Annotated in this window: 26 protein-coding genes; 14 read left to right on the top strand and 12 right to left on the bottom strand. The window is 34.4% G+C overall.

Annotated features, from left to right (window positions below; all coding sequences use genetic code 11):
• Positions 1-290, top strand: a 290-nt coding sequence (locus G508_RS0109125) for a transposase (protein WP_026705032.1), incomplete at its 5' end; no start/stop codon positions are given.
• A gap of 53 nt (positions 291-343) precedes the next feature.
• Here G508_RS0109125 and G508_RS0109120 read toward each other — a convergent pair.
• Entirely contained in the window at positions 344-922 is a 579-nt protein-coding gene (locus tag G508_RS0109120) for a hypothetical protein (RefSeq protein WP_026705031.1), read from the bottom strand.
• A 22-nt stretch (positions 923-944) separates the two neighbouring features.
• Positions 945-3,761, bottom strand: coding sequence for an excinuclease ABC subunit UvrA (uvrA, locus tag G508_RS0109115; RefSeq protein ID WP_026705030.1), 2,817 nt, complete (start codon positions 3,759-3,761; stop codon positions 945-947).
• 332 nt (positions 3,762-4,093) lie between these two features.
• Between uvrA and G508_RS0109110 the strand changes: the two genes are divergently transcribed.
• Entirely contained in the window at positions 4,094-4,678 is a 585-nt protein-coding gene (locus G508_RS0109110) for an RNA polymerase sigma factor (RefSeq protein ID WP_026705029.1), read from the top strand.
• Positions 4,679-4,884: 206 nt separating this feature from the next.
• Here G508_RS0109110 and G508_RS0109105 read toward each other — a convergent pair whose 3' ends face one another.
• Positions 4,885-5,550 carry an endonuclease III domain-containing protein gene (locus tag G508_RS0109105; protein ID WP_026705028.1) on the bottom strand — a complete coding sequence of 222 codons (666 nt, stop codon included), beginning with the start codon at positions 5,548-5,550 and terminating at the stop codon, positions 4,885-4,887.
• Between the two features lie 35 nt (positions 5,551-5,585).
• Here G508_RS0109105 and bcp point away from each other — a divergent pair, with 35 nt between their 5' ends.
• Entirely contained in the window at positions 5,586-6,038 is a 453-nt protein-coding gene (gene bcp, locus G508_RS0109100) for a thioredoxin-dependent thiol peroxidase (protein ID WP_026705027.1), read from the top strand.
• A gap of 101 nt (positions 6,039-6,139) precedes the next feature.
• Here the strand turns inward: bcp and G508_RS0109095 are convergent, their stop codons facing one another.
• Entirely contained in the window at positions 6,140-7,597 is a 1,458-nt protein-coding gene (locus G508_RS0109095; protein WP_026705026.1) for a nicotinate-nucleotide adenylyltransferase, read from the bottom strand.
• 92 nt (positions 7,598-7,689) lie between these two features.
• On the opposite strand from G508_RS0109095, the gene G508_RS0109090 reads away from it, so the two are divergent.
• Both G508_RS0109090 and G508_RS0109085 read left to right on the top strand, forming a co-directional pair.
• Positions 7,690-8,454: an MBL fold metallo-hydrolase gene (locus tag G508_RS0109090; protein WP_026705025.1), complete on the top strand. Its 765-nt coding sequence runs from the start codon at positions 7,690-7,692 to the stop codon at positions 8,452-8,454.
• Positions 8,455-8,468: 14 nt separating this feature from the next.
• Positions 8,469-8,972, top strand: a complete 504-nt coding sequence (locus G508_RS0109085) for a hypothetical protein (protein WP_026705024.1) — start codon at positions 8,469-8,471, stop codon at positions 8,970-8,972.
• 61 nt (positions 8,973-9,033) lie between these two features.
• Here the strand turns inward: G508_RS0109085 and G508_RS0109080 are convergent, their stop codons facing one another.
• The 4 genes from G508_RS0109080 to G508_RS0109065 are packed head-to-tail and all read right to left on the bottom strand — an operon-like array spanning position 9,034 to position 13,198.
• The gene (locus G508_RS0109080; RefSeq protein ID WP_026705023.1) at positions 9,034-9,681 is read right to left on the bottom strand and encodes an alpha/beta hydrolase; all 648 of its coding nucleotides are present in this window, start codon (positions 9,679-9,681) and stop codon (positions 9,034-9,036) included.
• A 2-nt stretch (positions 9,682-9,683) separates the two neighbouring features.
• A complete protein-coding gene (locus tag G508_RS0109075) occupies positions 9,684-10,007 on the bottom strand; it encodes a DUF4870 domain-containing protein (protein WP_026705022.1) in 324 nt (107 codons plus the stop codon).
• Positions 10,008-10,016: 9 nt separating this feature from the next.
• Complete coding sequence (locus G508_RS0109070) at positions 10,017-11,273, bottom strand: dihydroorotase (protein ID WP_026705021.1); 1,257 nt, start codon at positions 11,271-11,273, stop codon at positions 10,017-10,019.
• Positions 11,270-13,198, bottom strand: coding sequence for a vWA domain-containing protein (locus G508_RS0109065; protein WP_026705020.1), 1,929 nt, complete (start codon positions 13,196-13,198; stop codon positions 11,270-11,272). The genes G508_RS0109070 and G508_RS0109065 overlap by 4 nt, the downstream gene beginning before the upstream one ends.
• Positions 13,199-13,387: 189 nt before the next feature.
• Here G508_RS0109065 and G508_RS0109060 point away from each other — a divergent pair, with 189 nt between their 5' ends.
• The 6 genes from G508_RS0109060 (at position 13,388) to G508_RS0109030 (ending at position 20,581) form a co-directional block, all read left to right on the top strand.
• A complete protein-coding gene (locus tag G508_RS0109060; protein ID WP_026705019.1) occupies positions 13,388-14,497 on the top strand; it encodes a lactonase family protein in 1,110 nt (369 codons plus the stop codon).
• A 283-nt stretch (positions 14,498-14,780) separates the two neighbouring features.
• Positions 14,781-15,020 (top strand): hypothetical protein, encoded by a 240-nt coding sequence (locus G508_RS0109055; RefSeq protein WP_026705018.1) that lies wholly within the window; start codon positions 14,781-14,783, stop codon positions 15,018-15,020.
• 350 nt (positions 15,021-15,370) lie between these two features.
• Positions 15,371-17,260, top strand: coding sequence for a molecular chaperone DnaK (gene dnaK / locus G508_RS0109045; protein ID WP_026705017.1), 1,890 nt, complete (start codon positions 15,371-15,373; stop codon positions 17,258-17,260).
• A gap of 79 nt (positions 17,261-17,339) precedes the next feature.
• The gene (locus G508_RS0109040) at positions 17,340-18,500 is read left to right on the top strand and encodes an AAA family ATPase (RefSeq protein WP_026705016.1); all 1,161 of its coding nucleotides are present in this window, start codon (positions 17,340-17,342) and stop codon (positions 18,498-18,500) included.
• Positions 18,490-18,948, top strand: coding sequence for a hypothetical protein (locus G508_RS18770; RefSeq protein WP_035694429.1), 459 nt, complete (start codon positions 18,490-18,492; stop codon positions 18,946-18,948). Before G508_RS0109040 ends, G508_RS18770 begins: the two co-directional genes overlap by 11 nt.
• A 142-nt stretch (positions 18,949-19,090) precedes the next feature.
• A complete protein-coding gene (locus G508_RS0109030; RefSeq protein WP_026705015.1) occupies positions 19,091-20,581 on the top strand; it encodes an aminotransferase class V-fold PLP-dependent enzyme in 1,491 nt (496 codons plus the stop codon).
• On the opposite strand, the gene G508_RS0109025 is transcribed toward G508_RS0109030, so the two are convergent.
• A complete protein-coding gene (locus G508_RS0109025; RefSeq protein WP_026705014.1) occupies positions 20,565-21,470 on the bottom strand; it encodes a lysophospholipid acyltransferase family protein in 906 nt (301 codons plus the stop codon). The genes G508_RS0109030 and G508_RS0109025 overlap by 17 nt on opposite strands.
• 109 nt (positions 21,471-21,579) lie before the next feature.
• Between G508_RS0109025 and G508_RS0109020 the strand changes: the two genes are divergently transcribed.
• Together G508_RS0109020 and G508_RS0109015 are read left to right on the top strand one after the other, a co-directional pair.
• On the top strand, positions 21,580-22,206 hold the full coding sequence (locus tag G508_RS0109020; RefSeq protein WP_026705013.1) for a rhomboid family intramembrane serine protease: 627 nt from the start codon (positions 21,580-21,582) through the stop codon (positions 22,204-22,206).
• 53 nt (positions 22,207-22,259) lie between these two features.
• Positions 22,260-22,949 carry an SIMPL domain-containing protein gene (locus G508_RS0109015; protein WP_026705012.1) on the top strand — a complete coding sequence of 230 codons (690 nt, stop codon included), beginning with the start codon at positions 22,260-22,262 and terminating at the stop codon, positions 22,947-22,949.
• A 93-nt stretch (positions 22,950-23,042) separates the two neighbouring features.
• Here G508_RS0109015 and msrB (G508_RS0109010) read toward each other — a convergent pair whose 3' ends face one another.
• The 3 genes from msrB (G508_RS0109010) to G508_RS0109000 form a co-directional block, all read right to left on the bottom strand.
• The gene (msrB, locus tag G508_RS0109010; protein ID WP_026705011.1) at positions 23,043-23,435 is read right to left on the bottom strand and encodes a peptide-methionine (R)-S-oxide reductase MsrB; all 393 of its coding nucleotides are present in this window, start codon (positions 23,433-23,435) and stop codon (positions 23,043-23,045) included.
• Positions 23,436-23,653: 218 nt separating this feature from the next.
• Positions 23,654-24,136: a peptide-methionine (R)-S-oxide reductase MsrB gene (gene msrB, locus G508_RS0109005; protein WP_026705010.1), complete on the bottom strand. Its 483-nt coding sequence runs from the start codon at positions 24,134-24,136 to the stop codon at positions 23,654-23,656.
• 11 nt (positions 24,137-24,147) lie between these two features.
• Positions 24,148-25,011 carry an alpha/beta fold hydrolase gene (locus G508_RS0109000; protein WP_026705009.1) on the bottom strand — a complete coding sequence of 288 codons (864 nt, stop codon included), beginning with the start codon at positions 25,009-25,011 and terminating at the stop codon, positions 24,148-24,150.
• A gap of 204 nt (positions 25,012-25,215) precedes the next feature.
• On the opposite strand from G508_RS0109000, the gene G508_RS0108995 reads away from it, so the two are divergent.
• A complete protein-coding gene (locus G508_RS0108995; RefSeq protein WP_157485923.1) occupies positions 25,216-25,743 on the top strand; it encodes a hypothetical protein in 528 nt (175 codons plus the stop codon).
• Positions 25,744-25,865: the final 122 nt, after the last annotated feature.

Here is a 25,865-nt window from a genome sequence, read left to right as displayed (position 1 = left end):
CTTGCTATTCGGGAGTAGCACCCTTTGAATATTCATCAGGAACCAGTGTAAAAGGCAGGACCAAGGTGAGTCATTTAGCAGACAAAAAGATGAAATCATTGCTTCACATGTGTGCATTGACGGCTATCAAATATGATCCACAGTTAAAAGAATATTATAATAAAAAGAAAGCCGAAGGTAAAAATTCGATGCTAGTATTAAACAACATTAGATGTAAAATTATAAGTCGTGTTTTTAGCGTAATTAACAGACAAACTCCATATGTAAATACATATAAATTTGCCTGTTAATTTTTAATATTTTATTTGTTTTTTATCATAGAATGCGCCAGCCGAGGGAAATTTTATAAATCTATAATCTTAATTATTGATTTTGGATCTATGCAGTTTAATGTCATGCAATCAAAAGAATGGGCTTTCCAAATTCCACCATTCACACTTGTAAAACTATCTATCAGCAACTTTAGACCCAATTCAGAGTAAACTTTAAACCTACTTTCAAGGACAAAGTTGGAAAACTCTATTGACTTTAAAACTTCAGACAAGTTCTTGGAATTATAATAAGATACTAAATCATCTTCAATAAGTTCAAATGCTTTTGCAAAATCAGTAGCAATTTCACTATCTATATCAATGAAGACTTCAATTGGCCAATTTTTAAGTTCGCACTGAAAAATTAAGGCTGTAATTTTCTTTTTTTCTTGTCTTAGTTTTGCGGATGCAATAATAGCCCAACATTCTTCAATTGATTTTTTATTTACTTCAATTTCCTCAGATAAATAATCTACAGTTGGTGCTCGAAAAGGAATTTTAAGATATGGATAGATAAGAATTCCTAAACCACGATAATTATCTGTAGCTTTGATACCATTATTTAAAATATTTGTGACTTCTTGCGTCTCAACAAAGTGAATAAATTCCATTAAATCATTATAGTATTAAAACCTACAACTTCTCCTTCAAATATTTCCCCGTAACCGATGATTTATTTTTCGCCACATCTTCAGGTGTTCCAATGGCCAAAATCTGTCCGCCATTTTCGCCACCTTCGGGACCTAGATCAATAATCCAATCGGCACATTTTATCATATCGAGGTTGTGCTCAATCACAATAATCGAGTGGCCTTTTTCAATCAGGGCATCAAAGGAAGTCAGCAATTTCTTGATGTCGTGAAAGTGCAGTCCCGTGGTAGGTTCGTCAAAAACAAACAGGGCTTTTTCCTTCGTGCTACCTTTCACCAAGAACGACGCCAGCTTGATTCGCTGGGCCTCACCACCAGAAAGGGTAGAAGAGGACTGCCCCAATTGCACATAGCCTAAACCAACATCCTGTAAAGGTTGCAGTTTCTGCACTATTTTGGTCTGCTTGGTGTCCTTGAAAAACGCCAAGGCATCGTCAACGGTCATCGTCAGGATGTCGTCAATATTTTTTCCTTCAAAATTCACTTCCAGGATTTCCTTCTTGAAGCGTTTGCCGTTGCAGGTGTCACACGGCAATTGCACATCGGCCATAAACACCATCTCCACGTTGATCGAGCCTTCGCCCTTGCAGGTTTCGCATCTTCCGCCATCTACATTAAAAGAGAAATGCTTGGCCTGATAGCCTCTTATTTTGGATAGTTTTTCCTTGGCATACAAATCACGGATATCGTCATACGCCTTGATATACGTCACCGGATTGGAACGCGAACTTCTCCCAATCGGGTTCTGATCTACATACTCAATATGGTGAATCTTGTGATAATGGCCTCGCATTTCGGTAAACTGTCCAGCCTTTTCGCCAACACCGTCAAGCTTTTTTTGCATCGCTGGAAACAGGATTTTCTTGACCAATGTACTTTTTCCGCTACCAGAAACGCCTGTAATTACGGTCAACACTTCCAACGGAAAGCGAACATCCACATTCTGCAAATTGTTTTCACGAGCTCCTAATATTTCGATATAAGCACCTGATTTTCTTCGGCTTTTTGGAACTTCGATTTCTAGGCTTCCATTCAAATATTTAGAAGTCAACGAATCCGATTTCAAGATTTCGTCATAGGTTCCTTGAGCAACGAGTTTTCCACCGAAAGTTCCTGCTTCGGGACCAATATCAATAATCATATCGGCGGCTTTCATGATGTCTTCGTCATGCTCCACCACGATAACGGTATTGCCCAAATCACGTAAAGAAATCAACACATTGATCAGTCGTTCGGTATCTTTTGGATGCAATCCGATACTTGGTTCGTCCAAGATATACATCGAACCCACCAAACTGCTTCCCAATGAAGTGGCAAGGTTGATACGCTGTGATTCACCCCCCGAAAGTGTGGCAGAATTACGGTTTAGGGTAAGGTATTCCAAACCAACTTCTACCAGGAAACTCAAGCGGTTGTTGATTTCAATCAATAAACGTTTGGCTACTTTCTGGTCAAATTCCGACAATTCCATTTGCTTGAAAAAAGCAGTCAGATTTTTAATAGGCAAATCGACCAAATCAGAAATGGTTTTCCCGGCAATCTTCACATATGAAGCTTCTGGACGTAAACGTTTTCCTTTGCAAGCATAACACTTGGTCTTGCCTCTGTAACGCGACAGCATCACGCGGTTTTGGATCTTATAATTTTTTTCTTCCAATTCCTTGAAGAAATCATAGAGTCCTGTAAAATGCTTGTTTCCTTTCCAAAGCACGTCTTTTTGCTCTTCGGATAATTGATAATACGGCTTGTGGATAGGGAAGTCAAACAAATAGGCGGTATTCACGAGTTGGTCGCGGTACCAGCCCATACTTTCGCCACGCCAAGCATAAACGGCATTTTCATAGATAGAAAGGGCAGTATTTGGAACCACAAGTTCTTCATCAATCCCAATGATATTGCCATAACCTTCGCAAACCGGACAAGCTCCATACGGATTGTTGAAGCTGAAGAGATGCACGTTTGGCTCTAGAAAGGTAATCCCGTCCAACTCAAAATTATTGCTGTAAGTATATTTTTTTTCAGTATTTAATTCCTGAAGATAAATCTCGCCTTTGCCTTCAAAAAAGGCAGTTTGCACCGCATCCGAAAGGCGGTTGTAGAATTCTTCTTCTCCCGAAACTTCTGGATTCAAGACAATTCTATCTACAATTAAATAAACCTCTTTCTTGGATTTCAATTTGCTGATTTTCTCCATCGCTTCCGCAAATTCATCCAGGCGGATGGTTTCATTGTTCACCAAAATCCTCGAGAAACCTTGCTGCAATAGAACGCCTAATTTCTCTTCGAGCGTTCGTCCTTTTTCAACGTGAATTGGAGCGAGAAGCAACCATTTGCTGTTAACTTCGAATGTTTTTACATCATTGATAACATCCGAAACCGTATTTTTTTTGACTTCAAGTCCAGAAATAGGAGAGTAGGTCTTTCCGATTCGGGCAAAAAGCAATTTCAAATAATCATATATTTCGGTAGATGTACCAACAGTAGAACGAGCATTTGTAGTATTTACTTTTTGCTCGATGGCAATTGCGGGAGCGATTCCTTTGATGTATTCTACTTTTGGCTTGTCGAGTCGTCCAAGAAATTGCCTTGCGTAGGAAGACAAGCTTTCTACATAACGACGTTGGCCTTCGGCATACAACGTATCAAAAGCCAAGCTAGATTTTCCAGACCCCGAAAGGCCTGTAATCACTACTAGTTTATTTCGTGGGATGGCAACATCAAGGTTTTTCAGGTTATGAACTTGAGCTCCTTTGATGATTATATTTTTCTTCGGTTCGAGAGTGGAGATGTCTATTTGCATTAGAAAAAGTGAATTTTCACAAAGGTAATCATTCTGCTTATAGATTTATTGTGTGGCAAATGTCAAATATTATATAATTTTTAAAAACGACTATGGTATGCTTATTGTGTAATATTATCTACTAAACTCAAGTGTTTTTGCAATAAAACCGAATTGTTTTTAAGTTTTATTGTACGAAAAATGTTAAAATTTCAATTTACATTTGGATGTTGAAAATATTTTATGTTACATTTGGGTATTATTTAATCTTTAATTAACAGTTGCCTATAACAAAAAATTACTTTTTAGAGAAATTCTCGGAAACTTAAACCAAAAACTAAAAAGTTAATTTTATGGCTAATGTTCAAATCCCCGATGCTTTGTTGGTACGGAAATATGTTGCAGGAGACGAAAACGCTTTGGCTTCATTAATCAGCAGGCATCAATCGAAAATCTACGGTTTTATTTATTCAAAAATTGGTGATAGAGATTTATCAGATGATATTTTTCAGGATACTTTTATCAAAGTCATCAAAACCTTGAAATCAAACTCATACAATGAAGAAGGTAAATTTCTTCCTTGGGTGATGCGAATTGCCCATAACTTGATTGTAGATTATTTCAGGAAAGCACAAAAAATGCCTATGTTTAGAGAAACAGAAGAATTTTCTATATTTTCTATCATGTCTGATAATAATCCGAACATCGAAACCCAAATGATTACAAGTCAGGTTGAAAATGATTTGCAAAAATTAATCGATGAGCTACCAAATGATCAGAAAGAAGTTTTGGTAATGCGAATGTATCAAGACCTGAGTTTCAAGGAAATATCAGAATTGACTGGTGTTAGTATCAACACTGCACTTGGAAGAATGCGTTATGCTTTAATGAATTTGCGAAAAGTGATCGAAAAAAATCAAATAATTTTGACAAACTAACAATATTTGGAGCTGAATTTCGTTATATGATAAAACCCCTTATCATATGGCAAAAATTTACTCTAAAAAAGCGTTAGCGAATTCAACTATGAAACCAAAGAAAGAAACCGTTTCTTTTTTACTAAATTACTCGAAAGCATTGAGCTTTGTTAAAGTGGGTAAGATGAAAATTGAGTGTATCGCTAACTAAGAAAATCCCGTATCGTTTAGAATGATACGGGATTTTTTTTATAATATTCTTCCAACACTGATTTTCTCCCGATGGTTTTGGTGATAATGTCTTTTTCTAAATTCCAGCCTCGTGCCGGAGAATATTCCCTTCCATACCAAATGATTTGCAGGTGTAAATCGTTCCATAAATCTTTCGGGAAGATCCGTTTTGCATCCTTTTCGGTTTGAACTACATTTTTGCCATTGGTCAGATTCCATCGGTACATCAACCTGTGAATATGTGTGTCAACAGGAAAAGCGGGAACTCCAAAAGCTTGCGACATGACAACACTTGCTGTTTTGTGTCCAACTGCAGGCAAAGATTCCAATGCTTCAAAACTTTGTGGAACTTCTCCATTATATTTATCAATCAAAATGTGGGACAAACCGTGAATTCCTTTTGATTTCATTGGCGATAAGCCACAAGGACGAATAATTTCTTTGATTTCTTCCACTGACATTTTTATCATATCATACGGATTATCAGCTTTCGCAAAAAGTAAAGGCGTGATTTGATTCACCCGAACATCGGTGCATTGAGCTGAAAGTAACACGGCAATCAGTAAAGTATAAGGGTCTTTATGATCAAGTGGAATTGGAATCGTAGGGTATATTTCTTTTAACGTATTAATAACAAACGTTGCACGTTCTTCTTTGTTCATTTTTGTGTAGTTTTAACCTAACAAATATAAGCGTTATGACGACATTAAAAAAGGGAGACAAAGCTCCAGATTTTTCAGGATTTGATCAGGACAATAACTTTCACCAACTTGAAGACTATAAAGGAAAAAAGTTAGTGGTTTTCTTTTATCCAAAAGCAAATACGCCAGGTTGTACTGCCGAAGCTTGCGACTTGAGAGATAATTATGAACGTTTTCAGGCGAACAATTATGCACTTCTTGGAGTGAGTGCCGATTCTCAAAAGGCTCAGGGAAAGTTCAAGGACAAATTTAAATTTCCTTTCCCGCTTTTGGCAGATGAGGATAAATCAGTTATTGAGGCATTTGGGGTTTGGGGACCTAAAAAATTTATGGGGAGAACGTATGACGGAATTCACCGTGTGACTTTTATAATCGATGAAAATGGAATAATTGAAGAAGTTATTTCCGATGTAAAAACTAAAGCACATGCTTCGCAGATTTTAAAATAGTGTTCTTGGCAGTTTTCAGTTTGCTAAATAAAAAGAAAGCTATTTTCAAAATATGAAAATAGCTTTCTTTTTATAAGTTTCCGAAATTTGAACACTGAACACTAATTTGCTTCTAACACTTTATTTGGATCATATCCAAAAAGACGGTGTTCTTTGATTAATTCTGCAATACCAGTTGGAAGTAAAGGTTCCCATCCTGGTTTTCCTTTGCTTATCATTTTTAGAACTTCTCTTGAAAAGATTTGTAAATGCTGTGGATCAAATTCATCAATATCAATTACTTTACCATTGAACTTAAAGAATTTATATAATTCTTTCATTCGAGGATGTACTTTTAGATTTTCTGAATTTATAACATGACCTTCTTCGTCAAGCATCGGATAAAGGAAAACTTTTAAATCTCTATAGAATAATTTTCCAAAAGCTTCCAAGATTCCACCACTTAGATGACGGTAGTATTTCTCGTCAAAAATATCAATAAGGTTGTTGACACCCATAGCTAATCCCATTCGAGCTTTAGTATAGTTAGAGAAATACTCGACAACTTTATAATATTCTTGAAAATTTGAAATCATTACGGTTTGCCCCAAAGAACAAAGCAATTCGGCTCTGTCCATAAAATCTCGTTCATCAATTTCCCCATCGGAACGAAGGTTTGAAAGTGTAATCTCAAATACAACCAAAGTATTGTCTTTCTCTACCTTGTTTTCTTGAAGGAACATATTCAAGGATTTTTCATACATATCCATATTTACTTTCGTAACCGGACGGAAACTTCCCCTCAAGGCAAGAATATTTTTTTTGTAAAGGATAGCAGCAGGTAAGATGTTGTTTCCGTCAGGATTAAACATTACGGCATCTGTCATTCCATTTTTAACCAATTGCAAGCTCATCAAACGATTGTCAACATCTGCAAAACGAGGTCCTGAAAAGTTGATAGTGTCGATCTCTAATTGATCTTTGTCTAAATGATCGTATAAATAACGAAGTAATTTTTTAGGATCATTATATTTATAGAAAGCACCATATATTAGATTAACACCTAAAACTCCAAGTGTTTCTTGTTGCAAACGTGCATCAGTCTCTTTAAATCTAATATGGATAATGATTTCATTATAATCCTCATCTGGTTCAATCTGGTACTTAATACCAACCCAACCATGACCTTTAAATTGCTTTGCAAAATCGATTGTAGCAACCGTATTGGCATAACTGAAAAACATTTTACTCGGATGTTTTTCTCTCTTCAAACGGTCTTCAATAAGGTTTACCTCATGGGATAACATTTTTTTCAAACGACTTTCTGTAACATATCTTCCATCTGCTTCAATGCCATAAATCGAGTCGCTAAAGTCTTTGTCGTAGGCAGACATTGCTTTCGCAATAGTTCCAGAGGAACCACCTGTTCTAAAAAAATGTCTTACAGTTTCCTGACCCGCACCAATTTCGGCAAAAGTGCCGTATATGTTTTCGTTTAAATTTATTCGTAAAGCCTTGTCCTTGATTGAGGGGATTTGTTCAATAACTTTATCACCCTTTAATGTTATTTCGGTATCCATTTATTTTTTTAGGATTATAATAATGACAAAGTTAACAAAATAGGACTTTTCCGAAAGAGAATTAATCTTATTTTTGTAAAAAATTAACGCAATTGAAGGTCTATTTTTTAGGTACAGGCACATCACAGGGAATTCCAGTTATCGGTAGCAACCATTCTGTTTGTAAAAGTACTGATTCGAGAGACAAAAGGCTTCGAGTATCAGTATGGATTGAATGGGAAAATGCCTCCTATGTAATTGATTGTGGCCCAGATTTTAGGCAACAAATGCTAACTTCCAACTGCCAAAAAGTAGACGGAATTATATTCACCCATGAACACGCGGATCATACAGCCGGTCTGGATGATATTCGGCCTTTTTTCTTCAAGCAAGGCGATATTCCCGTTTTTGCACATCGAAGAGTTCTCGATAATCTAACCAAGAGATTTGATTATATTTTTGAAAATGAAAACAAATATCCAGGTGCTCCATCAGTTCAAACGAACGAAGTTATAAACAACCATCCTTTTGAAATTGCAAATAAAAAAGTGATTCCAATTGATGTAATGCACGGAAATCTTCAGGTTTTTGGCTACAGGATTGATGATTTTGCCTATCTCACAGATGTAAAAACGATTGAACCAAGCGAGTTGGAAAAATTAAAAGGGATTAAAGTTTTAGTGGTAAATGCTTTGCGAATAGAGCCTCATGACACCCATTTTAATCTCGAAGAAGCTTTGGAATTTATAGAAAAACTGCAGCCCGAAAAGACTTATTTGACACACATCAGCCACATTTTTGGCTTTCATGCAGAAATTGAAAAAACTTTGCCAGAAAACGTATTTTTGGCTTATGATAATTTAGAAATAACCATTTAAAATTTAACACTACAATGAAGAAATCATTATTGCTTTATCTTTTTATTCTTGCTGTTTTATTCAATATTTTCACTTATATGTTTTACAGCAAACAGGTAAAAGCAGAACAAGAAAGCTATAAAAAACTCGATACGAAGTTAAGAGATAGTTTGAATTTGGTTGTCAATCAGTTGGATGATGCTAATTATTTTGCCTTGGAAACCAACCAGAATGCTCAGGATTATTTTGCTGATGATGCAACTGGTGAATTTATAAATCACGAAAAATTAATTCCTTTTGTAAAAGATAAACTAATGGAATTCAATGACTTACCAAATGGAAATCCGTATGTAGGTTTTGATAAAATGAATGCTCAAAAGTTCATTATCAACAAAGCTAAAGTCTTAAATCACAGATGGATTATTGCGGATTTTAGCGATGGAAGTCTTTGGGGAGAAGTGATTATAAAATATTTTATCAATGAGGATAAAACGGTTTCGTTTGAAGTAGCTGAAACGGTTTTGCATCATAAACAATAAAATAGTAGCCACAGATTCACAGATTTTTAAACTTAACAATCTGTGAATCTGTGACAAATTTTTAATTACTTTCTAACCAGTTTTTTAAGTCAAAGAAGTTTTGTGGTGCTACACCATGACCAACAGGATATTCTTTATAAACCGTTTTAATTCCTAATTTTTCAAGAATTCCAGGTGCTTTTTTTGCCCAATCAACAGGGATAACCTGGTCAACAGTTCCGTGGGAAATAAACATTTTTAAATTGCTGAAATCATTCTCTTGAAAATTCTCTTTTATGATTTCTTCGTTCAAATATCCGCTCAAGGCGATAATTCGCTGTACTTTTTCAGGGTAAGATAAACCAACGGCATAGCTCAAAATAGTTCCCTGGCTAAAGCCAATTAACGTTACGTTTTCTTTATCTATCGGGTAATTCGCAATCAATTCATCGATAAATTCGGCAATCAAATCACGTGAGGTTTTGGCTTGTTCATGATCTGAAAATTTATTTTCATTCGCATCAAAATTGATGGCATACCAAGCATAACTTCCATATTGCAAGTCATAAGGAGCTCTTGCTGATACTACAAAATATTCTTCGGGCAGTTCACTTGCAAACGAAAATAAATCCTGTTCATTACTTCCATATCCATGAAGTAACAAAATCAATGGATTCTTATCTGATTTTATTTTTGGTTCTCTAACAAGATGAAATAGGGATAGATTCATGTTTATTGTATTCCTTTAAAAAGTTTCTGGTATAATTCTCCAACAATCGGAACGACTCTCATTTTTCCTTCCAAGGCTCCTAAAAACCCATAAATCCACAAGATAAAAATAAAAACCCAAAAGGCTGAAGTGATCATCCAGCTATCAAAATAACCAATAAAATAGCCAAAAGCAAAAAACGTAATAAAAATGCCCAAGGCCTGACGAATGTGGAAATAGGCAAATGCATTTTTCTTTTCGCTGTTCATAATCAAGGCGATTACCGAACCAATTATGGTAATATAACTTACAATGGCAATGTTTTTCCCTTCTTCGATACTATTCATGCTTTTCAATTATTTGTAAATATTTAATTTTTCTTGGTTGTAAATTCCAAATACTTTTCCTTTCATTTTGGTTCCGATAAAGGCTGAATTTTTAGATTTTGAAATGATGTCTTTCTTTTCAAAAATCCATTCTTCTTCTGGAGAAAACAAAGTTAAGTTTGCTTTTTTGTTTTCTTCAATTGATTGATTTTCAATTGAAAAAATATTCTTACCTGAAGTTAATTTTTCAACTATAATTTCTAATGGTAAAACCGTCATCAAAGCTCCGAAGGCACTTTCCAAACCGACAGTTCCATTTTTTGCCAAATCAAATTCCATCTTTTTATGTTCGATATCCATCGGATTATGGTCGGATGTAATCATATCAATCGTGCCATCTTTTACACCTTTGATTAAGGCTTTTCGATCAGTTTCGGTTCGAAGTGGTGGTGTTACTTTAAAACGGGTGTCAAACTCTTCTAGTTTTTCATCGGTTAAAACCAAGTGATGAACTGCAACACTACACGTCACTTGTAAGCCTTTCGCTTTAGCTTCTTTAATCAACTGGACTGATTTTGCAGTAGAAATCGTCGGAATGTGTAATTTTCCACTTGTATATTCTAAAATAAAAAGGTTTCTAGCGATTTGCAATTCTTCGGCAAGAGCCGGAATACCTTTCAACCCAAGTCTTGTTGCAACTATTCCTTCATTAGCAACACCGCTTCCTTTAATGTTTGTATCCTGACTATAAGCGATTACCAAACCATCAAAATCTTGAACATATTGCAAGGCGATTTTCAACAAATTAGCATTATCTAAATTTTTATTATAATCTCCAAATGCGACAGCTCCTGCATTTTTCATGTCAAAAAGTTCGGCCAAATCTTTTCCTTCACTGTTTTTGGTCAAAGCTCCAATTGGAAAAAGTTCTGTAGCAAGATTATTTGCCTTAGATTTTACAAAACTAACTTGCGATTGATTATCGATAATCGGGAAGGAGTTAGGCTGCAAGGCAATTCCAGTAAAACCACTTTTTCCTGCCACATTCAAACCGTGAAGAATTGTTTCTCTATCTTCAAAACCAGGCTCTCCAAGGGAAACACTGCTGTCAAACCAGCCTTGTGAAACGTGAAGATTATCTAGTTTCAATTCCTTCGTATTATTTTTATTTTCAAGGTTTGAACCAATTGTCTTGATAATTCCGTCAGAAATTTCAATATCAACAATTTTCTTGTTGAAAGGACTCTTAGCATCAATAATTTTTGCGTCTCGGATGATCAGGTTCATTTTACAAATTTTTGAATAAATAATTCAGTGATTAAAAAGAGTAGTGTTAGGAATAGAAACCATTTCCAGATTTCATTATTTGTTCGGTCGGTTTGTAGGGTGTCAAATACGGTTTCAATGGAATCAATTACTTTGTAGTCATCAAGCAAATCACTATTTGCGGAAGTGACATCACTTTCGGTTCGGTCATAATTGAAACTTATATTTTTTAATAGTTCGTCTTTTTTGTAGATACCAAAATTTCCTGCCAATTTAGGATAATCGTTAAAGGTCAGTTTAACTTTATTATTTAAAATCTGCTGAACTGGAACAAAATTTTCATCAGCATTTTTTACCGAAACGATTTCGTCTTTTGTCATCAAAGCATCAATTAAAACAGGATTGTTGTTTCCGATTTTTATAGCCGAAATACCCGTTTTCTGACTACTTTGAGCCATATTATAAAATGTTGGAACAATCAAAGGGGAATTCTGAAAGTTGCTGTTTGCTTTGTTTATCGGAGCCGAAAAAACATAAAGCGAAGCCACTTGGTTTTGTAAAGCAGTTAGAAACGCACTTTGATCCGAATAGCCCAAAACAGCTGGAGAATTTGATGCAACTTGAAATCCAATCTTAGTATTTGGATACTGAAAATTATCAATTTTCTTTTCGAAAACACTTGCGTAAAGCGGATGATTGAAAGCAATTTTAGTGATTGTCTTTTCTGTATTCTGTAAAGTTTTAAATTGGATGTTTCCAAAATTTGAAACAAAACTGTTCAAGTTTGAAATTGAACTTTCTTCTGAAGGAATCAGCACCACATTTCCGCCTTTTTCAATAAACGATTTCAAGGTAGTTTGCAAAGCCTGCGGAATTTCCTTTAACTCGTTCAGCACAATTGCATCTTGTTTTTCAAGCAGATTATAATCTAAAGCATTCAGCTCAAAATTAGAATAGGTAAATTCTTTTTCGGTATAAATTTTAGAAAGAAACTGGTTTTTTTCAGCACTTCCAATACTGATTACATTTGTTTTTTCTGGTTTTGTAATGCTGAAAAACAACTGATTGTCATATTCCAAAGAATTATCCGAAACCGAAGCATAACCATGGAAATCTTCCTTTGGAATCGTAAAGTTGATGGTTTTTTGTTTTTCTTCAGATTGAACCAACGTTTTAGCAATCAGCTTTTTATTGTTGTAAATGGCAATTGGCGTTTCTGCGGAATTTTCGCCATAAGCGGATAATTTTACACCAATTTCATAGAAATTATCCAATGTATTTTCGATAAAAACGCTATCGATAGAAATATTATTTTTCTGTTCACTTTTCGGATTAATAAAATAAGTATTGAACTCCGGACTGATACTTTTCAGGTCCTTGGCTTCCAAACCAACAGCATCTGAAATAATAATTACATCCTTATTATAAGGAGACTTTCGCGATTTTACCTTCGCCATCAGGCTTTCCAATTGAAATGGAAAAGCACTGTATTTCAGGTTCTGAAGTTCCTTTTGAATTGATTTTACATCGGTGTTCCAAAACGTTTCAGAATTCGTAATCAATGAAAAGGTCTGGTTTTCTGGAGCATGTTCCAATACATCTTCAACGGCTCTTTTTAGCAATTCGCCTTTTTGTCCTTTGGCTTGCATGCTGAACGAATTATCCAAAATGATGTACATTTCGTTTGTCGTATTGTTACTGTCTTTTGCCTTGAAAAAAGGTTGTGCAAAAGCCAAAACAATACACGCCAAAATCAAAAGCCTTGTAGCAAGAAGTAGCCATTTTTTGAGTTTGGAACTTTTTCTAGTTTGTATGGAAAGTTCTTTAAGGAAGCGAACATTCGTGAAATATTCTTTTTTGAAGCGTCTTAATTGAAATAAATGAACCAGAATTGGAATGAGAAGGAGAAAAAGAAAATAAAGAATTTCTGGATGTTTAAACTGCATTCCGATTTAAATTTACTTCAAAAGCATTACTGTCAGTGGAGTTCACTGAACTGCTGTCAAAAATACTACTTTTTATTTTTTTACCATTTAAATTTTAAATTTTAAATCATAAAAATTTGCAAAAGCCGTTATCAGGTTGTGGTTTCAAACGCACAAAAACCTATTTTTGTTTTCCATAAATTTATAAAAATGAAAAAGTTTTCCTTTATAGTAATCATCCTTTTAATGTCAAAAAGCATATTGGCCCAACAAAAAAGCGTCAATCTAATTGTGGGAACCTACACCAAATCTTGCGAAAGCAAAGGCATTTATGTGTATGATTTCAATACTGAAACGGCCGATTTTAAACTAAAAGCGTCAACCGAAAAAGTAGTAAATCCAAGTTTTCTTGCTGTTTCAGAAGATAATAAATTTGTGTACAGTGTTAATGAAAATGGTAGCGACAGTAAAGTCAGTACTTTCGGTTTCAATCCAAAAAAAGGAACATTAACTCCAGTCAATACTCAAAATGCAGGTGGAGCCGATCCCTGTTACCTATTAAATGACACTAAAAACGTAATTACCGCCAATTATTCGGGTGGCAATATTTCGGTTTTCAAAAAAGATGCAAAAGGCGGTCTGACCGAAGCCAAGCAAATCATCCAACACAAGGGAAAAAGCCGAAATCCCCAACGCCAGGAAGCTCCACACGTTCACATGGTGCAATTTACACCCGACAAAAAATATGTTTTGGCGAACGATTTAGGAACAGACAAGATTTATATGTACAAATACAACCCTGATTCTGAAACCAATATTCTTGAAATAAAGGACAGCATCGGTGTAAAAAGAGGAAGTGGACCAAGACATCTTACCTTTAGTCCAAACGCGAAATTTGCCTATCTGCTTCAAGAACTCGACGGGACCATCACGGTTTTTGCCTATCAAAATGAGCAGCTTCTCAAACTCGAAGAAGCCCAAATTGTCGACAACGATTACAAAGGCGAGACAAGTGCCGCTGACATCCATATTTCACCTGACGGAAAATTCCTGTATGCCACAAATAGAGGTGATGCAAACGATATTACAGCTTTCGAAATACAACCAAACGGGAAGCTGAACTTCAAGTTTTTTATGAAAACAGGTGGTGAAGGTCCGAGAAATTTTGCCATCGATCCGTCTGGAAATTTCCTGCTTGTCGCACATCAGTACACCAGCGACATCATTATTTTCAAGCGCGATATCAAAACAGGAAAGCTCACGGATACTGGTAAAAAAATCGAAGTATGTTCACCAGTTTGTTTGGTTTTTGCTCCTTGAATATTTTATCATGGTTTAAGCTGCACACTTCTTTTTGTAAATAAAGTTAGAAAGAAATGGGCTGAATACGAATCATAGTTTAGTACAAGTGATTTTTAAAATTTGTATTTAACTTAAAAGGATAGCTCTAAAATTGCCTTTACCTTTCGTAAGTATAAAATATTCGATAATGTACATTTTTATTTTTAAGAAAAAACTTACTATAGATTTTTTCTATTATTTTGTTTGTTTTAATAGATGAAATAAATTATCTTTGGCTTTCAATAATTTAATATAGTAAGTCATGAAATTAAGAAAAGTTGAAGTTCAGTTGACAAAGAGGAAACAATTGTCAGACGATACAGGAAGAAGGTTATGGAAATTCATTGAACCAACGTACGCAAATGGATATTTTCATTGTTGGGAACATTATGAAGAAGGAAAAGATAAAGGCATTAGTGCAATTGTTGAATTAGAAGATGGGACGGTTAAATCGTTTGAAGTTGGTGAGATAAAGTTTCTTGATAAACCAACTGACAATTAAATAGGTTGTTGAAGTAAGTAAACGTATTAAATTTAACATAAAATTTATATGTCCTTAAATGCCTCATATGGTAATTTTTTTAGAAACATCACTTTGGCATTTATTTATACCATTTTCCCTCCAGTCGGGGGTTAGTCTAAAAACTTTAGGCTTCTCCCGAAACTTCGGGATAAACATTTTGCCAATCTTTGTCATTAAAAAAAGACGGTTCAAAATGTCATCTTGTCATATTTAATAAAGTCAGTCACTTCAAAACTGACAATTTCCATAGTTTTTTTCTCATGGCACAGTCATTGCTTTTAGACGAATAAGTTTGAAACAAATAAAAAACTAAAATTAAATATAATAAAATGGGTAAAATAATTGGAATCGATTTAGGAACAACAAACTCTTGCGTTTCTGTAATGGAAGGTAACGAGGCAGTGGTAATCCCTAACTCGGAAGGAAAAAGAACAACGCCATCTATCATCGCTTTTGTAGAAGGTGGAGAAATTAAAGTAGGAGATCCTGCTAAAAGACAGGCGGTAACCAATCCTACAAAAACTATTGCTTCTATCAAACGTTTCATGGGACACAGTTTCTCAGAAACTACAGCAGAAGCAAAAAGAGTACCTTATAATGTAGTAAAAGGAGACAACAATACACCACGTGTTGATATTGACGGTCGTTTATATACTGCACAAGAATTGTCAGCAATGACACTTCAAAAAATGAAAAAAACGGCTGAAGACTATTTAGGTCAAACCGTTACTGAAGCGGTTATCACTGTTCCAGCTTACTTTAACGATGCTCAACGTCAGGCTACAAAAGAAGCTGGTGAAATTGCTGGTTTGAAAGTAATGCGTATTATCAATGAGCCTACAGCTGCAGCTTTAGCTTACGGTTTGGATAAAAAAGGAACTGATCAAAAAATCGCAGTTTACGATTTAGGTGGTGGTACTTTTGATATCTCAATCCTTGAATTAGGAGACGGAGTTTTCGAAGTATTGTCAACAAATGGAGATACTCACTTAGGTGGAGATGATTTTGACCAAACTATCATTGACTGGTTGGCAGACGAATTCAAATCTGAAGAAGGTATTGACTTGCGTCTTGATCCAATGTCATTGCAACGTTTGAAAGAAGCTGCTGAAAAAGCAAAAATCGAGTTGTCATCTTCTGCTGAAACAGAAATCAACTTGCCTTACGTAACAGCTACGGCTTCAGGACCAAAACACTTGGTTAAAAAATTGTCACGTTCTAAATTTGAGCAATTGACAGATTCTTTAGTAAAACGTTCTATGGAGCCAGTTGCTAAAGCGTTAAAAGATGCAGGTCTTTCTACATCTGACATTGACGAAGTAATCCTTGTTGGAGGTTCTACACGTATGCCAAGAATTGCTGACGAAGTTGAAAAATTCTTTGGTAAAAAAGCTTCAAAAGGTGTTAACCCTGACGAAGTTGTAGCAATTGGTGCTGCAATCCAAGGTGGTGTACTTTCTGGAGATGTAAAAGATGTATTGTTGCTTGACGTTACACCTTTATCTTTAGGAATTGAAACTATGGGTGGTGTTTTGACAAAATTAATTGAGGCTAACACAACGATCCCAACTAAAAAATCGCAAGTATTCTCTACTGCTGCAGATTCTCAACCAACAGTTGAAATCCACGTATTGCAAGGAGAAAGAGCAATGGCGGTTGATAACAAAACTATCGGTCGTTTCCACTTGGATGGTATTCCACCAGCACCAAGAGGAGTTCCACAAATTGAAGTAACTTTTGATATTGATGCTAATGGTATCATCAAAGTTTCTGCAACAGACAAAGGAACTGGAAAATCTCACGATATCCGTATCGAAGCTTCTTCTGGTTTGACAGCTGAAGAAATCGAAAGAATGAAAAAAGATGCTGAAGCAAATGCTGATGCAGATAAAATTGCAAGAGAAAAAGCAGAGAAATTAAACGAAGCTGATTCTATGATTTTCCAAACAGAAAGTCAATTGAAAGAACTTGGTGATAAATTAACTGATGGACATAAAGTTTCTATTGAGCAATCTTTAACAGAATTGAGATTAGCTCACGAAAACCAAGATCTTCCTGCAATTCAAAAAGCGCTTGACAACATCAATGCAGCTTGGAAAACAGCTACTGAAGCAATGTATGCTCAAGGTGAAGCTGGACAACAAGCTCAAGATGCTCAACCACAAGGTGAAGCTCAAGGAGATAACGTTCAAGACGTTGACTACGAAGAAGTGAAATAATAAAACACTTTTATATATAGAAAAGCGAACTTTAATTGGTTCGCTTTTTTTATATCTTTACACTACATAAATCAAGAAGATGGAAAAATTAATTGTTAGAAATTTCGGACCTATAAAAAAAGCAGAAATCGAGCTAACTAAATATGTTGTCTTTATTGGCGATACTTCGACAGGGAAAAGTGTTTTGGCTAAATTGGTTTCAATATTTAGAGATAGTTTTTTAATCTTATCAACAAAAAAAAATGAGAGTATTGATTTTGCTGGAGAATTAAAAAAATTTAATATAGAATTCAACACTAGCAAAGCAAAAATTGCTTATTATGACGGTAATAATAAATTATTAGAATTAATTGATAATCAAATAGTTCTTGTTGATGCTGAGACAAAGAAAAAAAATTTAGAACGAATTGAAAGTATAGTAGAATCTGTTATAGAAAAGTTTATAAAAGAAACTCCTGAGGCTAAATTTTTAGAACTTGATAAAAATAGTTTTATTGAAAAGGCTTTAGAATTATCTTTAGTTAATATGTATTCAACTTATATCCCGGCTGAAAGAATATTATTTTCATTAATAAATAATTCTCTCTCGGGGTTGTGGGCTAATAATGTTGCATTACCTGAGTGTTATAAAGATTTTGCATCAAAATATGAAGTTGCTAGAAAAGAGATTAATTCCTCTAGTTATAAAAAATTTGATTTAGACTACAATTTTAATAATGGTAATGATGAAATAATTCTCAATAAGACAAGATTGCTTTTGAGCCAATCATCAAGTGGTATTCAGTCATTAGTTCCATTATTATTAGTAATTGAATATGAAACCAATAAATATGAAGGTGATTATAATAAATCATTTATTATTGAAGAACCTGAATTGAACCTTTTCCCAGTAAAGCAAAAAAAATTGATAGATTACTTAATTGGGAAAATAAAAAATAAGAGTCATAAAATTATTTTTACTACTCATAGCCCTTATGTTTTATCCTCATTAGACACTTTAATGTTGGCCAAAAATACCTTTAATGAACATCCTGATTTAAAAGAAGAAATAAATGCAATAGTTCCTGAAAGCAATTGGATTGATTATAACGATATCTCAGTTTATGAAGTAAAAAATGGGAAAGTCTATTCTATCAAAAATAAAGAATTTAAAAGTATAGACACGAATGTAATAGACAGTGTTTCTGATATTATTTCTGTTGAATTTGATAAACTAACAGATTTAAGATATGCACAGTAATTATAATGAACTTATTGAATCACATAAGCAATCTTGTCAAAATAATGATTGTTGTGTAAATAATAAAGTAGCTAATGAGAAAGGCAAAAAGTTTGAAATAGATTCAAAAGAAAATTTTATTAAAATGAGAATTGATAATTGTCTTATCGTTAATAATCAAGAAAAAAAATGTGATTTTGGATTTATAAGAAATTTGAATGATGAATTTTATTTTGTTGAGTTAAAAGGTAGTGATGTTGAACAAGCTAAAAAGCAAATAATAAACACTATTACCTATTTTGAAGAAAATATAATAAAAATTCCAAAAGACAAGCGTTTTGGTTTTGTAGTAAGTTCAAAGTTTCCTAAATCTGGAAGTGATGTGAACAACCTCATTCAAGATTTTAAAAAAAAATATGGAAAGAGTTTAAAGTTTAAAAATAAGATACTTATATATAAACCCATATAGTGTTTTTTTTTTTTTTTTTTCATTTTTATCAAAGAAACTATCCTTTTTGTGAATTACAAAATCATATCGATAGTATTGAAACCTCTTTATTATTTTTTTGATAAAATAATTATACCTTTGGGCTTCATTAAAGTTTCAAAAGATGATTACTACACAAAGCAAACCAAAAACCGAACTAGAAGTATATTTTCAAAAATTCAGAGAGAATATTATTGGGATTGACCAAGAATTCAATTCGCCTTTCGGCAGAAAAAAAATCATCTATACTGATTGGACAGCAAGTGGAAGACTCTACCGTCCGATTGAAGAAAAATTAATGAACCAATTTGGTCCTTTTGTAGCCAATACCCATACCGAAACTACGGTTTCGGGAACCGCTATGACAATGGCCTATCATGAGGCAAGACACATCATCAAGAAACACGTTCACAGCAATCAGGATGATGTTTTGATTACCGATGGAAGCGGAATGACGGGAGTTATCAATAAATTCCAAAGAATTCTCGGCTTGAAAGTACCTGAAAATTTGAAACCTCATGTAAATATTCCTTCAGAAAAAAGACCGATTGTTTTTATTACTCACATGGAACATCATTCGAACCAGACTTCTTGGCTTGAAACAATTGCCGATGTAGTGGTGGTTCCGGCTTGTGAGAAAGGACTTTTCTGTTTGAATAATTTTAAAGATTTAGTAACTAAATATCAAGATCGCCCGATAAAAATTGCTTCCATAACTTCGTGTTCGAATGTTACAGGAATCAAGACGCCTTATCACGAAGTAGCCAAAATCATGCACCAAAACGATGGTGTTTGCTTCGTAGATTTTGCTTGTTCAGGGCCTTATGTAAAAATCGATATGCATCCTGAAGATCCAGAAAGTTATTTGGATGCTATTTTTCTTTCGCCACATAAATTTTTGGGCGGACCAGGAACTTCTGGAGTACTGATTTTCAATAAGAAATTATACAATAATATGATTCCGGATAATCCAGGAGGAGGAACCGTAAGTTGGACAAACCCTTGGGGCGAACATAAATATGTCGATAATATTGAAGATCGCGAAGATGGTGGAACACCAGGTTTCCTACAGGTTATCAAAACAGCACTTGCTATTCAGTTGAAAGAAGAAATGGGAATTGACAACATTTTGGCACGAGAAAATGAAATCGTGGAATTTGTTTTTGAAGAATTAGGAAGTGTTTCCAATATCAAAATTTTAGCCAATCAGCATAAAAATAGGCTAGGAGTGATTTCGTTTTATATTGATGATTTGCACTTTAATTTAGGTGTAAAATTATTAAACGACCGTTTCGGAATCCAGACTCGTGGTGGTTGTAGTTGTGCTGGAACTTATGGCCATTATTTACTTCATGTCGACCAAGAAACTTCACATAATTTAATCTGTCAGATTGATTCAGGAGATTTGATTCAAAAACCAGGATGGATCAGAATGTCTATTCATCCAACGACTACGAATGAAGAAATCGAATTTGTTTGTAATAGTATAAAAGCATTGGCAGAAAACCACGAAGAGTGGTCAAAAGAATACGATTATAATAAAAATTCTAACGAATTTATACACAAGGAAGCTCAATCATTCGAAAAAGAAATGGTAGCTAGCTGGTTTGCTTAGTTTTTGGAGCATGAGCTTTTTTACCGATATGTTTCCAACGTTTATGCGTCCAAAAATAATATTCAGGTTGTTCTAGGATTTGTTTTTCAACTTCTCTCAAGAATAAACTTGTAATTTCATAATCTGGATAATCTCTAGGATTGTCAACTAATGGCATGAGTGTAGCTTCATAGAAACCTCTTTTTATTTTTCTGACTTTTACAAAAAGCATGTTCATGTCAAGTCTTTTGGCTAACATTTCGGCACCCGTATAAACAGGAACTTCAAAACCCATAAAATCATCCCAGTATTTGGCTTTCATCAATTGAGGGGATTGATCGCTTGCAAAGCCATAAAAAGCCTTGATTCCATGAGCAGCATTATACTCCATTAGCTCAACGGTTCTTTTGGTTTCAACCAATTCAGCGTGAAGTCGAGAACGAATATCGCGGATCAATTTATCAAAATATTTATTCCCAATCTTTTTATAAACACCAATACTTCTAAAATTAATTTTCTTTGCAATATTAATCAGCCATTCCCAGCTTCCATAATGAGCACACATCAAAACCACACTTTTACCTTTTGCTTCATATTCGGCAATCAGTTCGATGTTAGTGATCACAAATCGTCTGTTGATTTCCTTTTCAGAAATGGTCATGGTTTTGATCATTTCCATAAATAAATCACACATGTGTTTATAAAATTTCTTTTCGATTTCTAAACGCTCTTTGTCTGAAAGATGAGGCAAAGTCATGGCCAAGTTTTTACGAACTGTTTTTTTACGGTAACCAAAAACACGGTAAACAAAGAAGCAAACAAAATCGGAAAGTTTATAGAAAATAGGGAAGGGTAATATTGAAATGCACCATAATATTGGATATATCAATAGAAAGGCAAGTAACTGCATAAGGGTATTATTATTTTTGTGCAAATATACTGCTAATTCTCCGAATTTGATAACTTCTATAAAAGTGTTGAATCTAAAAAGACTAAATTTGTAAATAAATATTTATTTAATGAGCATAGTTTTAATCGCAATTATTTTGCTGAATGTATTGGTTAGTTTCAAGGGTTTTAATGACATCATGTTTTTTCGGAAATATGAGTTCCACATAGGTAGTATTCGTTCTGGAGACCAAGTGAGAATGTTTTCTTCGGCATTTTTACATGCTGACATCTCGCATTTATTCTTTAATATGTTAACACTTTTCTTTTTTGCACCCGTTGTGATTGCCTATATGGGCGAACTTTCGTTTGTGTTAGTATATTTTTTTAGCTTAATTTTTGGAAGCCTTTTGACGTTAATGATGCACAAGGATGATTATAGTTACCGTGCCATTGGAGCTTCTGGAGCGGTAACGGGAGTTTTATTTTCCGCTATATTATTTGAGCCAATGATGATGATTAACTTCTTTATTCCTGCTTATCTTTTTGGAATTCTATACCTATTATATTCAATCTATGGAATGAGAGCTAAAAATGATAACATCGGACACACGGCACACTTTGGTGGAGCAATTGGAGGTTATTTAATTACATTGGTAAAAGAACCACATATGTTTTTAGATAACACGCTGACAGTTGTTGCTTTAGCCATTCCAATCGTAATTCTTTTCATAATGGCCAAGCTCGGCAAGCTATAATGGCACAGCTTTTGAATACCCACAATCAATCTTAATAAAAAAAAAAATCAATCATGAAGAAGACATTTTTAATCTTAATGACAATGGTCATGACGGTTGCACAAGCACAAGAGTTCAAGCAAGTTCCTTTAATTTCGGTTTCTGGAGAAGGTAAAGTAAAAGTAGTTCCAGACCAAGTTAGCATTTCGGTTTCGGTTGAAACTAGAGGAAACAATTCGGCAGAAGTAAAAAAACAAAACGATGAAAAAATTGATGCCGTTATCAAATACATTAAAAAAGCCAACATCGCCAAGGAAGATTATCAGACACAAAGAGTTTCGCTAAATCCTCAATATGATTATGAGAAAAAGAAAACCACTTTTTATGCAACACAAACGATTCAAATTTTATTGAAAGACCTTAATAAGTATGATGAATTGATGGAAGGTTTGGTAAGTTCAGGGGTAAATTCAATTGGAAACATCGAATTCAAATCTTCAAAAATGGAGCAACATAAATCAGAAGCTAGAAAGTTAGCGATGAAAGATGCTAAAGCTAAAGCGGATGACTTCGTTTCTGTAACTGGACAAAAAGTTGGAATGGCTTACACTATTACCGATAACTCACAACCGTACTATCCAGGACCAATGTATGCTGCAATGGAAATGAAATCATTTGATGGTGCTGAAGCCAAAGAAACACTTGCTATTGGTGAAATCGAAATCATCGCGAATGTAACCGTTAGTTATCTTTTAGGAAACTAAAATTTAAAACTTCAAATACAAAAACGCCGTCAAAAATTATTTTGACGGCGTTTTTGGTTTTAAAAAATCTGTGATAATCTGTGCAATCTGTGTTTATTCTTCCTTAAAATCCACCGAAAGCGAATTCACACAATACCGTTGTCCTGTTTTCGTAGGGCCATCATCAAAAACGTGACCTAAATGTCCACCACAATTGGCACACACAATTTCCGTGCGAATCATTCCGTGAGTGGTGTCCTTTATATATTCCACCGTTCCGGGAATAGATTCGTCAAAGGAAGGCCATCCACAATGCGCATCAAACTTTGAGTTGCTTTCAAACAAAGGCGTTCCACAAGCGCCACAACAATAGGTTCCTTTCTCATAATGAAGGTTGTATTTTCCCGAATGCGGAAACTCGGTTCCTTTTTGACGCAGTATTTTATAACGTTCCAAGCCTAACTCGGCTTTCCATTCTTCTTCTGTTTTTTTTATTGGATATTCCATAGTTTATAATTTTTAGGAGCATTACTTTAGGGCATTTGTTCAATCCATTTTCCCGCTGCAGGAACTCGCTTCAAACCTGTTTGGTCACAGGTTTGAGAGCTCAAACAATTCCAGCATCGGGGCTATCCCGAAACTTCGGGAGAAATCAAAAGGCATTCTTTAATCTTTTTTCAAACATCTGACAGGTTTTAGAAACCTGTCAGGTGTAATCAAGTCTTTTATTTCGCAACAAACTTCACCGAAACCGAATTGGTACAAAAACGTTTTCCCGTAGTTTCTTCAGGACCATCATCAAAAACATGACCTAGATGTCCGCCACATTTGGCACACATCACTTCGGTTCGTTGCATCCCAAAAGAAGTATCGGTTTCATAAATTACAGATCCTTTTATGGCTTTATCAAACGAAGGCCATCCACAATCTGACACGAATTTAGCATCGGAGTCAAAGAGGACGTTTCCGCAAGCAGCACAAACATATTTTCCTTTCTCGAAATGATTCCAATATTCGCCAGTGAAAGCTCTTTCAGTACCTTTTTCTCTCAGTACTTCATATTGTTCAGGTGTTAATTCCTTTTTCCATTCGGCATCAGTTTTAGTGATGGGAGTGGTTTTGGCTTCAGCCGTATTTTTTTTCTTTTCCTGACCTTGGCAAGAATTTAAGCTTATTAAAACGGTCAAAAACAGCACTATCTTTTTCATTTTTTCTTTCTTTAATTTGTTATAAATGCAGTTGTACTTTCTACTACTTGTTCGTCTCCAAGGATTTTTCGATGCCCGAGACCTTTTGTAATCATTAATTGTCCGTTTTTCAGGAATTTGTGAATGTGGATTCCGCATTTTACAGGGACTTCGTCATCATCATTATCATGAATTACCAAAACCGGAATGTCGATTTCCTTTGCAGATAGATACGCAGAAAAGCTGTCCATAGTTTCGCCAAATCTGTTTTCGAAATACAATCGCATTCGGTTGCTCACTTGGTGTTTCATTTTTAGTTTATACGTAAAATCATCCATAATATCTTGAACGATATCGCCACTACCTATGGTGACTAATTTTTTTATTTTCAATCCTTGACGGGTAGCATTGTAGAGTGACATTCCGCCAAGCGAATGGCCAACAGCGGCTTCAAACGGGCCAAATTGTTTTTCGAGTTCAAATATTGCGGCAATAAATTCAGGCATCAAAGTAGTTTTTCCTGCTGATTTTCCGTGGGCTGGTGCATCAAAACTTACGGTGGAATAGCCCAATTCTAAAAATGCATCGGCGATCTTGACCAGTTGAGTTCCTCTGCCTGACCATCCATGAACGAGCAGGATTTTTTTTGCGGAAGCACCATAATGATAGACCACAACTTCCTTTGAAATTGTTGGGATTCTCACTTTTTCCTGACGGCTTTTTTTGTCCATTTCCAATTCGCGCTTCGGAATCTTATGTTTTATTGGTGTCATGAACAATCTTGCGGCAAAGAGTGTGACTAGTTTTAGCGATATAAATTGTAAAATCTGTACTGTGACAAGAATTGACTTCGGAATGTTTAAAGATTGTTTGCGAATTTTTGAATTCTTTGCCATTTCACTAAATTTTTATGCAAGTTATTATTTTCTGTTATTTTTATTAAATTTAGGAATCATAAAAAAAGCATAAATAACTAAAGTGAACAATCTCATTCTAAACTTAAGATTAATTAGATTGGACCTCATACAATTTTTGTTGTTGGGGTTTTTTATTTTTTGGAATTGATGTTTTTTATTGGTAAACAAGCGACCAGAAATTTTATGAAAACAATAGAAATTGATTTAACTTTTAGAAGAGCTGATTTCGAAGAACTTTACTTCAGAAACGGTAATGAGAATCTTTTTTTCTCACCAACTGCAAAAACTCAAACGCACATTTTTATATTTTTAGGATTACTATTTCTTTTCTTTTTAGTGCATTTTAGAATAACTAATGAATCACAAGAGAATATGCTATTTGTATGTATCTTGTGGATTTTATCAGCAATAATTCTTGGTGGAAAAATTTATACTGTTTTAAAGTGGAGAAAATCTATAAAAACGTTTTTAGACAAAACATCAAAATATAAAATTAATAAACTGATAGTAAGTGAGGTTTCAATTTCAATAATTCAAGATGATAAAGAACATATAGAAAAATGGTCAGAGTTCAAGAAAGCTGATATTAATGATGAATTAATAATCTTGTGCAGTACTGTAAACTATATGTTTCCAAAAAAATCAATGACAAATCAAGAGTATGAATTAATTAAAGAGATAGTTAGGGATAGAATATTGAATACAGTATGAAAAGGATATAAAGTAAATTTTATAAATCCTCCTTAAAAACCCAAATTTTGCATAACCTTAAGTATTACACCAAAAAAAATAATTAGATTTAAAAAATATTATACAATACGACAGAAACAAAA

This window comes from Flavobacterium soli DSM 19725 (genome assembly GCF_000422705.1).
In the GTDB taxonomy this organism is placed as follows: Bacteria; Bacteroidota; Bacteroidia; order Flavobacteriales; family Flavobacteriaceae; genus Flavobacterium; species Flavobacterium soli.
Note: the sequence above shows the minus strand (reverse complement) of the source record. Positions and strands in the feature narration are given on the sequence as shown.